Source organism: Streptomyces sp. NPDC104831, assembly GCF_055583025.1.
The window spans coordinates 16,776-30,808 of sequence record NZ_JBVJOT010000078.1 but is presented as its reverse complement, the minus strand read 5'-3'; the positions used below and the strand labels follow the sequence as shown (position 1 = coordinate 30,808).

Annotated in this window: 10 protein-coding genes and 1 pseudogene; 6 read left to right on the top strand and 5 right to left on the bottom strand. The window is 70.1% G+C overall.

The genetic code is table 11. The features are described 5' to 3' along the window. Positions 1-210: 210 nt before the first annotated feature. From ACZ63H_RS34670 to ACZ63H_RS34660, 3 genes are read left to right on the top strand one after another with little or no spacing between them, the layout of a single operon-like run. Positions 211-588, top strand: coding sequence for a hypothetical protein (locus tag ACZ63H_RS34670; protein WP_469871999.1), 378 nt, complete (start codon positions 211-213; stop codon positions 586-588). Next, a complete protein-coding gene (locus ACZ63H_RS34665) occupies positions 585-1,805 on the top strand; it encodes a hypothetical protein (RefSeq protein WP_469871997.1) in 1,221 nt (406 codons plus the stop codon). The genes ACZ63H_RS34670 and ACZ63H_RS34665 overlap by 4 nt, the downstream gene beginning before the upstream one ends. Then, positions 1,802-4,933 carry a hypothetical protein gene (locus ACZ63H_RS34660; protein WP_469871995.1) on the top strand — a complete coding sequence of 1,044 codons (3,132 nt, stop codon included), beginning with the start codon at positions 1,802-1,804 and terminating at the stop codon, positions 4,931-4,933. The genes ACZ63H_RS34665 and ACZ63H_RS34660 overlap by 4 nt, the downstream gene beginning before the upstream one ends. A gap of 241 nt (positions 4,934-5,174) precedes the next feature. Here the strand turns inward: ACZ63H_RS34660 and ACZ63H_RS34655 are convergent, their stop codons facing one another. From ACZ63H_RS34655 to ACZ63H_RS34645, 3 genes are all read right to left on the bottom strand, one after another. After that, the gene (locus tag ACZ63H_RS34655; protein ID WP_469871993.1) at positions 5,175-6,548 is read right to left on the bottom strand and encodes a hypothetical protein; all 1,374 of its coding nucleotides are present in this window, start codon (positions 6,546-6,548) and stop codon (positions 5,175-5,177) included. A 246-nt stretch (positions 6,549-6,794) separates the two neighbouring features. Beyond that, a complete protein-coding gene (locus ACZ63H_RS34650) occupies positions 6,795-7,022 on the bottom strand; it encodes a hypothetical protein (protein WP_365684446.1) in 228 nt (75 codons plus the stop codon). 131 nt (positions 7,023-7,153) lie between these two features. Further along, positions 7,154-7,972, bottom strand: coding sequence for a hypothetical protein (locus ACZ63H_RS34645; protein WP_469871991.1), 819 nt, complete (start codon positions 7,970-7,972; stop codon positions 7,154-7,156). A 373-nt stretch (positions 7,973-8,345) separates the two neighbouring features. On the opposite strand from ACZ63H_RS34645, the gene ACZ63H_RS34640 reads away from it, so the two are divergent. Both ACZ63H_RS34640 and ACZ63H_RS34635 read left to right on the top strand, forming a co-directional pair. Next, positions 8,346-9,008: an HAD-IA family hydrolase gene (locus tag ACZ63H_RS34640; protein ID WP_469871989.1), complete on the top strand. Its 663-nt coding sequence runs from the start codon at positions 8,346-8,348 to the stop codon at positions 9,006-9,008. A gap of 165 nt (positions 9,009-9,173) precedes the next feature. After that, positions 9,174-9,491, top strand: a pseudogene (locus tag ACZ63H_RS34635) (hypothetical protein); the annotation flags it as partial. A gap of 93 nt (positions 9,492-9,584) precedes the next feature. On the opposite strand, the gene ACZ63H_RS34630 reads toward ACZ63H_RS34635, so the two are convergent. Further along, positions 9,585-10,289 carry a response regulator gene (locus ACZ63H_RS34630; protein ID WP_469871987.1) on the bottom strand — a complete coding sequence of 235 codons (705 nt, stop codon included), beginning with the start codon at positions 10,287-10,289 and terminating at the stop codon, positions 9,585-9,587. Further along, a complete protein-coding gene (locus tag ACZ63H_RS34625) occupies positions 10,286-11,548 on the bottom strand; it encodes a sensor histidine kinase (RefSeq protein WP_469871985.1) in 1,263 nt (420 codons plus the stop codon). The genes ACZ63H_RS34630 and ACZ63H_RS34625 overlap by 4 nt, the downstream gene beginning before the upstream one ends. A 257-nt stretch (positions 11,549-11,805) precedes the next feature. On the opposite strand from ACZ63H_RS34625, the gene ACZ63H_RS34620 reads away from it, so the two are divergent. Further along, positions 11,806-14,010, top strand: a complete 2,205-nt coding sequence (locus tag ACZ63H_RS34620) for an MMPL family transporter (protein WP_469871983.1) — start codon at positions 11,806-11,808, stop codon at positions 14,008-14,010. Positions 14,011-14,033: the final 23 nt, after the last annotated feature.

The following is a 14,033-nucleotide window of genomic DNA, read 5'->3' as shown; positions in this document are numbered from 1 at the left end:
TGAGATACGAGCCGACCTCCACCTCGGACTGCTCCAACTCGCCTGCAGCATCATCTGCTTGCGACGACTCCGAAGATCATTCTGAAATGATCAGTTACTCCCGCCGAGTACCACCAGCTCACCCGGACAGCCGGCCTGGAGCAGCTGGGCCACTTCGGCGGCCAGCTCGTCTCGGACGCTCCGCCGCCGTGGGTTGACGGCCAGGCGATCGTGGACACGGCTGCCGAGTACACGCCGTCATCACCGCCCAAGGGCCGGCCGATGCCGCCGCAGGTCCGGGGGGAGAGCCAGTCGGACCCCTTCGCCTCGCTGGAGGAGGCGGAAGCTCACGAAGCCGTTAGGCGTCAGGTGCTGGTGGAGGACCTGCTGGCGGGGCTGACCGAGACTGACGTTACTGCCGTACTGGAGGACCAGGGCTGGCCCGCTGCCGCGCGTATCCTGGTGGACCTGCTGGCCTGCGACGAGGACCCCGAGGTTCCGGTGCGCGTGGAACTGGCCGTTCCGGTGCGCGTCGACAGCACTGCCACTGTCACCTACCTCCACCGGGTGACCCTCCACCTCTCCCCGGGGTCCGGAGACGGCGGATGACGGACGATATCGAGCACCGGGCAGCCCTGCTGCTCGCAGCCCTCCGGGCCGAGGGCCAGGCCGAGTATCCAACCGACGCTGCAGTGACAGCGCGGGCGGCACAGGCCGCCGCACTGGCGGGCAGGGCAGTGCTACAGGTCCACGATGCCGACCACGCACAAGCGGTGCGCCTGGGATGGCCGGTGGGGAACGCCCCGAACGAGGATCATCTGGGCAGTCAGCTACCCTCTCCGCTCTCCCGCGTCATCAGGCTGGTGTTCGCGGTGTGCCTGCGAGCGGCGTGGCTTGACCCGTCGCTCCCGCCGTACCCGGGGCACGTCTTCGATGCCGGCCTGGTCGCGCAGACCTGTCTTGACCTGGGCGCCAGGGCCGACAGGATCGCGGCCGCACTTGATCGCGTGCTCCCCGGCCACGGCCTGATCGTCGGCACCGGCGCCCAGTCGTACCTGGGCCCGGCAGTGGCTGCGCTGCCCGGCCCCGTGAAGGCCGCGCTACGAAGGGGACACCACCTGCTGCCGCGGCTTGCCTCCGACAGCGCTCAACCGCGCGCGGAGGCGCCGGTATCTCCCCCGGCGGACCTGACCGCCCCAGACCAGGCGCCCCCGTCCAGCAACCTCCAGGTCGCACGGTCCCTGGTGACTGCTCTGGAGACGGCACACGGCCCACTCACCGTCCGTGAGGTCGGGGCACTCGCAGATCCCGGTACCAGGGCGCAGGTCGAGGAGATCCTCGCCGGCATGGGGCGTTGTTTGGTTCGCACTCCCAGCGGCACCTGGACCACCGGCTACCCTGACGCCGTCGCCGCAGAGCTGAGCGCAGCGGGGGTCGGCGCCCTGAGCAGCGCCGAACGTGCCGTTCTGGCGCTGGTCCTAGTGCACACCGTCGCCCTGCCGCGTGCTCTGGGGCGCCATACCCACGACCAGTGGGACAGCCGCAGGCACCCGGTCACCGTGACCGAACTGGCCCGCAACCGTGCGTTGGCCCAGACCGTCATCCGGCAAGCACTGCGCACCCTCAGCGCTGCCGGGATGGTGGACACTGCGGGCCCCGGCAACTTCGTCCCCGGTCCGGCCCTCCAGCGCTTGAGCCCCGCACGAGTCAGTGCGTTGTGGGAGGACTTGATCATCGCGGGACGCCCAGACGGTCACCTGGCCCGCGCCATCCTCGAACGCCGGGCAGCCGAGGAGGCGGCCCCTGCACACCGGGAGTCACCGTGACGACCGACCCCGCAACTGGCACCCCCACCGGGATCATCGGCGCCCGACCGCTGGTCGCCGTCCAGACGTTCGGGATCGCACGGCTGACCAGCGACCCGATCGCGCTCATCCCGGGAACCTTCGTTGCCGTCACCGGCCGTGGACCAAAAGACTCCAACGAATCGGGCAAGACGAGCTTCTTGGCAGCGGTGTCTCTGCTGCTCGGCGATCCGGAGTGGCAGGCCACTGGAAACGGCACCGCCAACACCGCCACGCTACTGTTCGAACCGATCGTCGCCGGGGCGTCCGCGCAGCTTGTCGGGGCCGCGGACCGCGGTTACGTGGTGGGCCTGTTCGCCGAGGCAGGGAAAGCCCGACCGCACACCGTTTGGCTCCAGATCAGCAGCGACAGGCCGCACCTCCAGGTCCGCCACCAGCCAGGCGTCCACCTGCTGACGGAGGGCGACGACGACGAACGCCATCGTGCGGCACCGGAGTTCTTCCGCCAGCTCGGCGGCCGTCCGCTTGGCTCCAGTGAGTACGCACATCACCTGTACGGACGCTCGCCGAAGGTCCTCGCCTACGTTGCCTCGCGCGGTCAGGTGCGGTCACGGCCCTCGCTCCTCAAGCTGGAGACAGCGACGTACACGCCGGACCGTATCGGAGAGGCCCTGCTGACGCTCTCGGGCCGGTCGAGCGTCCTGGAGCGTGACCGGCAGCAGCGTCGTGAGCTGGCGGACCGCCGGGGGGACTACGCTCGTGCGCTCACCCAGCATGACATCGATCTTGCCCGCGAGGACCAGCTCCTCGAAGCCGTGGCGCTGCGCGAAGACCTCCGCGCCAAGCTGGGCAGTGCCCTGGCGGACCAGCGGTCGTGTCTGGCGCGGTCCGTGCTGGACGCCGTCGCACGGCAGCGCAGCGCCGAAGCATTACTCCCCGCCACCCACGCGCTCCTGGAGTCAGCCCGCGACACCCTGGGAGTGCTTCGGGAGGAACGCGTCGCCTACGAGGACGTCCGGGCGCTGGAGTCAGCAGTACGTGCCGCCGGGAAGGAGCACCGGCAGGCACAGGAGGCATGGCTCGCCTGCCAGAAGGACGAGCTCGCAGCTGAGCGGGACCTCACCGACGCCGAAGCGGACCTCGTCAGGTTGCGCGAATTGGCAGGACGGCATGCAGGCGAATCCGCAAGCGTCCTGACAGCGCGCCTCGCGACCCTGCGTGACGAGAAGGAGGACGCACAAGTCGGCCAGCGCATCGCGGAAGGCGACGCCGCCCTTGCCGAACAGGAGCTCACCAAAGCGACGCAGGGGCAGGCGGGCAGAGTCGGCGAGCTCGTTGCCACCCTGGGCCACGCAGGCATCGACGCGGCCGGATTGTACGATCAGACCGAGGTCGACCCCTCCGCACGTGACTTGTGGGAGGCCGTCCTGCATCCATGGCGGGAGGCCGTCTGCGTACCCCGAAGTGCGCTCAGCGCGGCGGTCGAGGCCCTCCGGGACCATCCGGGAGCCGTTCTGGTGGCCTCTCCTGCCGTCGGCACCGCTGGGGCAGACTCCTCCGACAGCCCGGCCCTGCCAGTCGGCGTTCTTTCGGCCCCCGACTCCGCCCGCGGCTTCCTTACCGCCCTGTCGAGTCAGGGCTACTGGACAGGCGCACCCCCGCACGCCTCCATGGACGGGCTCGGCGTCCATGTGGTCGGCGCGTTTCCCGAACCGGTGCTGGGCCGTGAAGCGATCTGCTCCCACCTGCGCGATCTGCGGGACGCCGCCCTCACGAGGATGACCGATCTGAGTTCTCTCCTCTCCGGTCTCGCTACGAGGATCAGTGTCACCGAGGCCCAACTTGCCTGCGCTGCAGCCGTCGAGTCTCTGCCAGGGGCAATCGCGAAGCACGATGTGGCCCTACGTTCCCTCACAGCGATCCGCGCCGCCCTGCCTGGTCTCAAGAAACAGACCGACACCGCAGCGGACCTCGTCACCACGGCGAAGGCAGCCGTCGCCAGCCGCGAGCAGCGCATCGCCGTGCTTGACCGGGACATCGCCGGCGCGGACAAGGAGATCAAGGAGTTGGAGGAGCGTCTCACGGTCCTTGCCGGCTCTGCAGGCACCGAGCAGATCGCACGCGCCATCGGTCTGTTCGGTGGCGGCGAGGAGACCGCCCGGACAGAGCTGGGATGGCCGGCCGTCTGGCTCCCCGAGAACCATGCCGAACTCCTCACCGAAGCTCCGCCCCCGTCAACTGTTGCCTCTCCCGAGCAACCCGTTGAGTGCCGCAGTGCCGCCGATCTCCACCAGGCTGTCGTCAGCACGGTCGACGTTTGCCGTACCGTCCTGCGGGTGGAGGCCCGCACCAAGGGCTACCCAACCCACGCCCTGGCCCGCGCTGCCGAGATGCACGAGGCCGCCCCGGACGTGCGTACCCAGCCTACCCTCCGCGCCCTCGCCGACTGGCTCGACGACAAGGCGGACGCCGACGCCGCTGCGGACTCGGAGATTGCTGCCCTGAGGCAAGCCCGCCAGCGGGAGCAGGACTTCATCGCCTCGTCCGTCGACAAGCTCGATGAGGAGCTGCAGCACACCCAGGCGGTCATCATCCAGCGAGTCAGCAGCGCGCTCGACAGCATCGCCACTGCGCTGAACCGGCTCGACCGCGGCTCTCAAGGGTTCGGCGCCGACCTCAAATACCGCATTGACCCGCCAACAGGAGCCGACCACCACTGGCGCTGCTCCGTCACCCCGCGGTGGCGGCGCAATCCCAACGGGCCGCTGCTCTCCTACGACACGGTCACCAACACCGCGCAGGAGAAACTGTTCTCCATCAACCTCGTACTGGCGGCGCTGCTGGCAGCCCCTCACCCGCAGGGACGGGTACTCATCCTGGACGAGCTCGGCGACTCGCTCGGCAAGGAGCATCGCCGGGAGGTGCTCAGTGCCATCAGCAGCGTCGCCACCGAATACGGCATCACCGTTCTCGGCACCTGCCAGGACACCATCCTGAAGGACGCCGCACCGGTCTGCGGAGAGATCCTCTACTTCCACTACCCCTCGAAGTCGGAGTACCTGAACCTCCCCACACGCATGTACGGGTTCGACGAGGATTCCCTCCGTGTCGAACTCACCGCGGAGCAACTCCTGCGCCATTCTGGCTGAGCCCGCGTGTAGATGTACCGGGGCAGCACGGATAGCGGCGTGCGGGGCGGGTTCAGCCCCCGGCTGACGCTGGGCAGGCTTGCGGGCCACCTGCTAATGATCATGGTCGGGGTGGGCGAGCGCTGAGAGCAGGCGCTTAGAAGGAACTCGGTGTGATCCGTGTGTTGGGGCGCGTGACCTGCGTCTTTGTCGGCTCTCGCAGGTCACGCGCTTGATCTTCCGGCGTTTTCGGGCCGATCCGCTAGCTGCGCTTCACGCGCTGACCGGGCAGCAGACGGATGGCGAGGACGGATCCGTCGGCGTGGACGGACACAGGGCCGCCCCACTTCTTGTCCCAGGCGAGCTGGGGTCGAGTGTGCCGGGCCGCGTGTACGCGGAGGCGGTACTCCTCGACCTCCCCTTCGGCGAGGAGGTCGAAGAGTTCCCTGTCCACGCCGGAGAACGCTTCGACGCGCGGCCCGTTTAGGCGGAACACGTGGTCGGTGCCGGCGTAGGTGCGCCCGAGGAGGCGGTGGCTGATGTCCTGGACGCTGCCGGCGGCAGCGTGTTCGAAGTCGTCGAACCGTTCGTTGCCCTGCCGTTTGGTGAGGTAGCGGGCAGTGCCCTGGCCGGAGCCGGTGAAGGCCATGAGTCCGGCCGCCGCCGTATGTCCGAGGACCTGCTGGAACCACCTGAAGTACTCGGGGGTCAGGTGGCAGCCGGGTACGGGCTCGCGGGCCGCCCCTCCCACATGGGGCGGCTGGATCCCCGGAAAGGGGTTCTCCTCCGATGGGGCGGTGTCCAGGTCGGCTTTGCTCTCGCCGGAGGGGTCGGCGAGCCAGCCGTCACGGCCGGGAGCCTGCAGCGCGTGGACGGTTACGGTACCGTCCGCGGGCAGCTCCGTGCTGAACAGGAGGCTCGGGGTCTCGTTCCACGCGCCGATGTGCACGGCCTCGGCGTGCACCGACGCGGACGCCAGCTGGCCGGCCGAAATCGCCGCGTTGCTGTGGTTGCCCTTGGTCGCGATGGGGATCACGAGGGACGGTTCCCCAGGACGCCAGACCTCCGCGAAGTACTGCGGCCGGTACCCGTACCCGACCTTGTTGCCCTTCTCCCTGCTCGTGAGGGCCCACCCGGCGCGCAGGACCGTGTCGGCCGGGACGATGCTCACGGAGTGCTCGGGGAACCGCCGTCCGAGCACCTGCTTGGCGAGCGTGAGTCCGAAGGCCATGCCGAGCTCGTGCGACTGGATGGTCTTGTACCGTTCGGCGATCTTCCGCCCTTCGGTCGAGAGCCCGAGAAACGAGTCAGGGCCGCCCGTCAACGCCTGGCTGTACTTCAGGGCTCCCCAGTGCTCCGCGAGGCCACGACCTGCCCCCTTCCAGGACAGCGTCGTGGCCCGGCCGAGCGTGTGCAGCACGTCCCACATGGAGACTCGCACCCGGCGATCAAGCTCGTTGTCCGGGATCCCGGACAGGACCGGTTTGCGGCGGAGCGGCTCGGCCTCCTTCTTCTTACGCGCCTTGTCGTCCGCGGCGATCGCGGACTGCACCTTGCCGAGCAGTTCTTCGTTGGAGCGGATGGACACGTTCGACGAGGCATCGAGGTCGAGGAGTACCTTCTTGGCCGGCTTCAATGAGTCCCCTACGGCTCGTACGGGTGCTTGAAGAACCCCGCGAAGGTACGGTTGCGGGAGCCGGAGCACGCAAGTGCGCAGGGGCGCACGAGCTCCCCTCGTCGTGTCAGGACCTCCGATGTTCAACTCACGGACGCTTGCTAGTTCCCTTGACTTGCGGCGGAGCGTTCGGGGTGGCCCCGTCCAGAAGGCCCGAACGGGGCGAATGCCGACGTCCTGCCGTCCGCCGCAAAGGGCGGATCGGCCCTAAAGGAACGCGGTGATGGCGCCCACGGTGGTGGCGATGGCCCCGACTGCTGTCCAGAAGATTACGTTCTTCCAGAAGGGCCGCCGGTCCGAAGACCCGGATTCAGAGTCAGACCGGATGCTCGGCATCTGATCCCCGTAGGCCCAGTTCAGCTGTGCGTTCCCGGACAGATTGATGTTGATCACGGGGTCGCCAGGCTGTCTGGGCGCGTTGCCGTTGGTGCTCAAGTAGTTCTCCTTCCGGCGGGGGGTACTTGCAGCTGTGGCGGAATTTGCTTGCCGGCGTGCCGCCTCAGCCTGGGGTTCTGTGGGGTGCGGCAGCGTCGCGGCCCATAGAGACTCCGGGGCCTGTCGTACGCCTACCTGACAGGGGCATCCGTCTGAGAGGTGGCGCTACGTCCTCGATGGACGTATGGGGGCAGAAGTGTGTATCGGTTGCTATGGGTGTAACCCCTCGGGCTGGCAGGGGCCGTCTTGAAGGTCTTCTTGACCTCGATAAACCCCTTGCGGGCCAGCTCCTTGAAGCCTCGCTCGGTCGTGTCTGCCGACCAGCCATACCAGTCCGGAGTTCGCTCGGGCGGCAGTTCGAAGGCTGGCCGCTCGCAGCTCAGGACAAGCAGCATGGCCAATCCGGGGAGACCGAGATCATCGATGGCTCTTGAATCCCAGAGATCCCTGGGCACCTTCAGATACGGGTCTCGGTTCTCCCGGCCGGGTCGGGTATAATCCCCGCCCTGGCCGTCCTCACGGAGCAGGGTAACCCTGATGTTATGTGTGCCGGGGATGCGGCCGTACTTGATCAACCGACGCTCCTGTAGACGGCCGAAGATCTTATTGACCGCCGCTCGTGCGCTCGTCGGCTCCGCCGTCTCTGTCGCGCCGATCGCCCTTGCCCAGACGGAGCTGTTGAGCGTTGTGCTCCAGTCGTCCAGGTCTGAGCTGGTGATCGCGATGATGAACAGGTACGCCTTCAGCCCGCGCAGGTCCCGGCCCTGAACGAACTGGGCGAGGACGCTGTGACGACTTTCCGCTCGCGGTGGGAGTTGTACGAAGTCACGCCGAACGGGGACATGCCTCCGGTGCGTTGCCTTCCGGTCTAAGAGAAACGTCTGGGTCTCAGCGGCCCCGGCGACGACCTCCTCCGGGGTGAGTCCCTCCCAAGATGCTTGCTCACTCACAGACGCCACCATCGCACCTTGAGCCAGCAGGCTTCAAACCCTGACGCCACAACAGTTGCTCGCCTCAGCGGGTTCTTTGACGAATATCCTGTAAATAGCTTCGTGGTACATGACCCTGCGATGTCGTGGAAATTTCGGAGGAGGAGAGAGCTGCGCCGACCGCCATTAGCGGAGGAACCCGGCCGTCCTGGCGACCCTGGACAGACAACTCAGCGGCGCCCCCGGACCATCCTGTCGGAACAGGGCGGTTGGGTCCGGACCGGACGGACTGTCTCCCCGGCCGCTGTCTTCCGCCAGGACGCTCTTCGCCATGACACACACGCGGTACGCGGTAGCGTCCCCGTTGGGTCAATCGCGAAAGGGGCGTCACCGCATGTCGCACAGCACTGCCACTCCCGACAGGCATGAGCGGCGTGGTCTGATTCTCGACTTCGCCGGGGTGCTCACCGCTAGTCCCATCGCCGTACACCGCGCCTGGTGTGTGTCCGAGGGGCTGGAGCCGGGCGCGTGGCGTGCCACTCTCAACGATCACCCCGAAGGCCGGCGGCTTTATGCGGCGCTGGAGATCGGTGAGATAGGGCAGGCTGAGTGGAACGAGGGAACCGCGGCTCTCCTCGGTGAGCACGTGGACCCCGTGAACCTGATGGGACGGGCCTGGGTCGACGTTCCTCCGGCGCGTCGGATGATCGCGCTCGCTCGGGCCGCACGAGCTGCCGGCCACCGGCTCGCGCTGCTGTCAAACAGCTTCGGGCTCGATCCGTTCAACCCATACGAGCATGTCGGCATTTGGGACCTCTTCGACGTGCACGTTGTGTCCGAGCTGGAGGGACTCGCGAAGCCGGACCCGGCTATTTACCGGCTCGCACTGGAGAGGATCGGGCTGCCTGCTGAGCGGTGTGTATTCGTGGACGATCATGAGGTGAACCTGCCGCCCGCTGCCGAGCTGGGCATCACGACTGTTCACGCCACCGACGAGGACAGGGCGGTCGCCGAGCTGGAGGCTCTTCTCGGCGTCACGGCTGTGCTCACCGTCTGAGCGTCAACTGGCGCTTGGCCGAAGGCTGTCCACCGCCCCGTTTCTGTGAGTACCGTCCGTGTGGGGCCCATCACGCGGAGGTTCTGGAGCATGCAGTGGTCGGAGTACACCACCTCTGAGCGCTCGAAGGCGTTGCGCAGTGCCATGACGTAGGAGCAGTTAGCGGAGGCCGCCGGTGTGTCCCTCGGCGTCGTCCGCAAGCTCGAACGCGGCGGGACGGCTTCCCTGCCGTCGCTGCTGTCGATCGCCGACGCGCTCGGTACGGACATCGCCGTGCTCCTCGGGCAGCAGGCGCCCCGCCGGTCCATGGACCGCGACGAGCGGGCCGCGCTGCGTCTGGTCTCCGCGGCGACCCACGACGCTGCCATCGGCATCCCCGCCGAGGTCGACCGTCATCGCGGTGAGTCCGTGCCCGCCGCGAGGTCCCGCTCCCGCCCGCGTCCCAAAGGCACTCGAACGCCGCATCCACCGGCTCGACCGTGACGCGCTGGTCTTCACCAAGGTGCGAAGGACGGGGGTGCGCGCGCCGCGCGCCGAGCCCTCGCGCCTGTGCCGCGCCGCCCTGTTCCTTCCCGTCTAATCCCTCCGTCCGGTCCGGTCGTCCCTCGGGCGGGCGGTGACCAGGCCGGACTCGTACGCCGCGATGACCGCCTGGGCGCGGTCGCGCACGTCGAGCTTGTCGAAGAGGCTGGTGATGTGGTTCTTCACCGTGGAGTGGCTGATGCCCATGGTCCGGGCGATCGTGGGGTTGTCCAGGCCGGTGGCCATCAGCCGCCACACCTCCACCTCGCGGGGCGTGAGCTCCCCCGCCACGACATCGGGCGGTGGCGGGGCGCCGTGCGGTGTGCGGACGTAGGCGGAGATCAACCGGGTCAGCAGGCGCGGGGCCACCACCGCCTCCCCGGCGTGGACGGTACGGATCGCCGCGGCGAGGTCCTCCGGTGAGACGTCCTTGGGCAGGAACCCGTACGCGCCGGCGCGCAGCGCGGCCACCACGTACTCGTCCATGTCGAAGGTGCTCAGCACCAGGACCCGGCATCCGGGCAGCGTGCGGGCCAGCTCCTCGGTTGCGCCGACCCCGTCCAGGACGGGCATCCGGATGTCCATCACCACGACGTCGGGGCTCAGCCGCCGGGCCAGCGCGACGGCCTGCGCCCCGTCCTCCGCCTCGCCCACCACCTCGAAGGCGGGGTCCGGGGAGAGGATCAGCGACAGGCCGCGCCGGACCAGCGGCTGGTCGTCCGCGATGAGGACCCGGATCCCGGGCGTCGCGGCCGTCACCGGTACACCGCCTGCCCGCGCGGCCCGCTGCCGACGCGCTCCGTGGGCTCCCCGCTCTGGACGGCCGCCTCAGCCGTCTCCTCCGCCGCCAGAGGCAGTTCGGCCACCACGGCGAAGCCGCCCTCCGGCCGCGGCCCCGCCGCCAGGGTGCCGCCGTGCAGGGCGACCCGCTCGCGCATGCCGACCAGGCCGTACCCGCTCCGACCCGGTTCGTGCCTCGCGTCCTTGGACGGCACGCCCCGGCCGTCGTCGCGCACCTCGATGGTGATCCCGTCCGCGTGGTAAGCCAGCAGGACGGACGCGCTGGCCGGGCCCGCGTACTTGCGCGCGTTGGTCAGGCCCTCCTGAACGATCCGGAACACCGTCAGGCCGACGGTCGGCGGCAGCGGCCGACGCGTTCCGCGCACGCTGAACGCGGTCGGCAGCCCGGCCCGGCGGGACTCGTCCACCAACCGGCCGAGGTCGTCGGCCCCGGGCTGGGGCGAGGCCGGGGCGGCGTCCGGTTCGTCACCGGTCCGCAGGACGTCCAGCAGCTGGCGCATCTCGCGCAGGGCCAGCCGCCCGGAGGATTCCAGGGTGACCAGGGCCTCTCGCACCACCTCCGGGTTGGCGAGGTTGGCGCGGGCGCCACCGGCCATCAGCTGCATGGTGGTGATGTGGTGGGCCACGATGTCGTGCAACTCGCGGGCGATGCGGCGGCGTTCCTCGGCCACCGCGCGGTCGGCCAGCAGCCGGCGATTGGTGTCCACCTGGCGCTGCCAGCGGGCGACCGTGAGGCCGCTGCCGGCCACGAGCGCGGTGGAAGCGACGGCCGCGATGCCCGCCTCCGCGGACGGCACCGGGAAGTCGCTCTGGCTCAGCATCGTCACCAGCGCCGTGGCCGCGCCGGCGCCTGCGGTGACCGGCCAGGCGCGGTTCCGGGCGACCGAGTACACCGCCACCATCAGGACGAGGCCGAAGTGGATGCCCATCGGGGTCGACAGGTCGATCGCCGACTGGAGCACCAGGACGGCGGCGAGCGCCCGCACCGGGTGGCGGCGCCGGGCGAGCAGCGGCACGCCCGACAGCACGAGCAGGACCAAGCCCGGCACGCCGACGCCTCGGGTGCCCGCCACCTCGCTGACGGCCAGGTGGGCGAGCAGGTCCAGCGAGCCGGTTCCGACGGCCGTCAGCGCGTCCGCCTGGGTCCACGGCAGGCCGCCCGTGCGGTCCTGTGGAACCTTGTCCGAGGCCGCGCCGGGATGTCGACGCCCGTCCATACTCGTCCTCCCGGTCGACCGGCGGTGATGTCTCATTCTGGCACCGGCCCGCCCGGCCCCGGATGGTCCCTCCGGCCGAGGGCGGGCGGGCGGACCAGGAGCACGGTCCCGGTTCGGGCCCGCTGGGGGACCGGGGGCCCGGGCCCTGATCGTCCACCGTCCGGACGCCCGGCACCCCCTTCGCCTGATGGTCTGTGAGCGCGCCGGGAACCCCCGGCGACAAGTCCGACGTTCGCGTCCATCAGCCGGAGGGCACCGTGATCCGCGCACTGACCGGATTCTCCACCAGACACGCCTGGAAGGTCATCGCCCTCTGGGCGGTGCTGGGACTGGCGCTGGGCGCGCTGAGCCCGATGCTGCTCGGCCGGGTCACCCAGTCCCAGACCGGTGACTTCCTGCCGAAGAGCTACGACTCGGCCGCCGCCCTGCGGATCGCGGAGGAGGAGTTCGGGGTGAAGCCCGACGCCACCACGATCACGGTGCTGGTCGCCCGGAGCGACGGCAAGGCGCTCACCGAGGGCGACCGGCGGCGGATCGAGGCCGAGGCGGCGGAGCTTGGCAAGCGCCGGGTCACCATGCCGAGGGAGGAGGACGAGCCGGCGTTCCTCAAGCCCGACCGCTCGCAGACCCCCCGGATCGCCCCGGCGATGACGGCGCCCGACCGGAGCTTCGAGTTGCTCTCCGTCGAACTCACCGGCAGTGCCGTGGACGAGGGCGTCCAGGAGGTCTACCGGGCCTTCCGGGAGTCCGCCCGCGCGAAGTTCGACGCCGCCGGGATGCGCACCGGGTTCACCGGCGGACTGGCCGAAGCCGCCGACAGCGCGGACGACAACCGGGTCGCCGCACTGATCGGCAGCAGCCTGGTCACCGTGCTGATCGTCCTGCTCAACGTGCTGGTGTTCCGCAGCGTGCTCGCGGCCGTGCTGCCACTGCTCGCCGTCACCGTGATCGGAGGCGTGGCCGCCGGAGCCGTGGCCGGCGCCGCGACGCTCACCGGTCTGCGACTGGACGTCTCCACCCCGAGCCTGATCTCCGTGGTGCTGCTCGGCATCGGCGTCGACTACCTGCTGTTCCTGCTCTTCCGGTTCCGCGAGCAACTGCGCGCCCGGCCTGACCAGCCCGCCCGCGAGGCGGCCGCCGAGGTGTCCGGCCGGGTCGGCACCGCTATCACCTCGGCCGCGCTGACCATCGTGGCCGCCTTCGCCACCCTGGGTGTGGCGAGCTTCGGGCAGTTCCGCTCGCTGGGCCCGGCGATCGCCGTCGCCGTCCTGGTCATGCTGCTGGGCAGTCTCACCCTGATGCCGGCGCTGCTCGCCGCCTGCGGCCGCAAGATGTTCTGGCCCTCCCGCAGCCTGGACCGGGAGCCGCGGGCGGGCACGGCCGCCCGCTACGGCGCCTTCGTCGCCCGTCGTCCGATGGTCCTCCTGCTCGGTTCGGTCGCGCTGCTCGGCGCCCTCGCCGCCGGGGCGACCGGGATACGGATGGACTACGGCCAGGGTGGCGACTCCAAGACGGCGGCCGCAGCCACCGCCAAGGAGATCGCCCGCGCCCTTCCGGCCGGCGTGTCCGACCCGACCACCGTCTACGTCACCGCCACGGACGGCGGCACCCTCGACCCCGCCCGGCTCGACGGCCTCTCCCGCGCCCTCGCCAAGACCGAGGGCGTCGGCCAGGTCGGCGGCACCGTCCTGAACAAGAACCGCCGCGCCGCCCGGATCGACCTCTTCCTCACCGCCGACCCGCAGAGCGCACGGGCCCGCGACCTGGCTTCCGGCCCGGTCCGCGCCGCCGTCGCCGCCCACACGCCCGCCGGAACGAGTGCCCACGTCGGCGGCACGGCGGCGGTCTTCGCCGACGTCTCCGTCGCCGTGGACCACGACCTGGCGGTCGTTTTCCCGGTCGCCGCCGCCCTGATCGCCCTGATCCTGCTGCTGCTCCTGCGCAGCCTGCTCGCCCCGGTGGTCCTGATGCTCTCCGTCGGGCTCGGCTTCGCCGCGACCCTCGGCGCCGCCACCCTGCTGTTCCAGCACGTGCTGGACGAGCCCGGCGTCAGCTTCACCCTCCCGCTGGTGCTGTTCCTGTTCGTCGTCGCGCTGGGCACCGACTACAACATCCTCGTCACCGACCGGATCCGCGAGGAGATGCACCGGCCCGGCCCGGCCCGCGCCGCTGTCGCCCGTGCCGTCCGCCACACCACACCCGCCGTAGCCACCGCCGGCCTGGTCCTGGCCGGTTCCTTCGCCACCCTGGCCACCACCCCCGGCAGCGCGCAGATCGCCTTCGCGCTGACGCTCGGCATCCTCCTCTCCGCCGTCGTCCTCTCGCTCGCCCTGGTCCCGGCCCTGGCCACCCTCCTGGGCCGGGCCCCTTGGTGGCCCCTCCGCCCTACCAGCCATCACACCCCCGGCGCCCCACCCCACCCGCGGCTCGCGTCCACGTCCTCTGACCGCCTCACTTCCTGACCGGCCGTCCGCCTGCCCCCGGC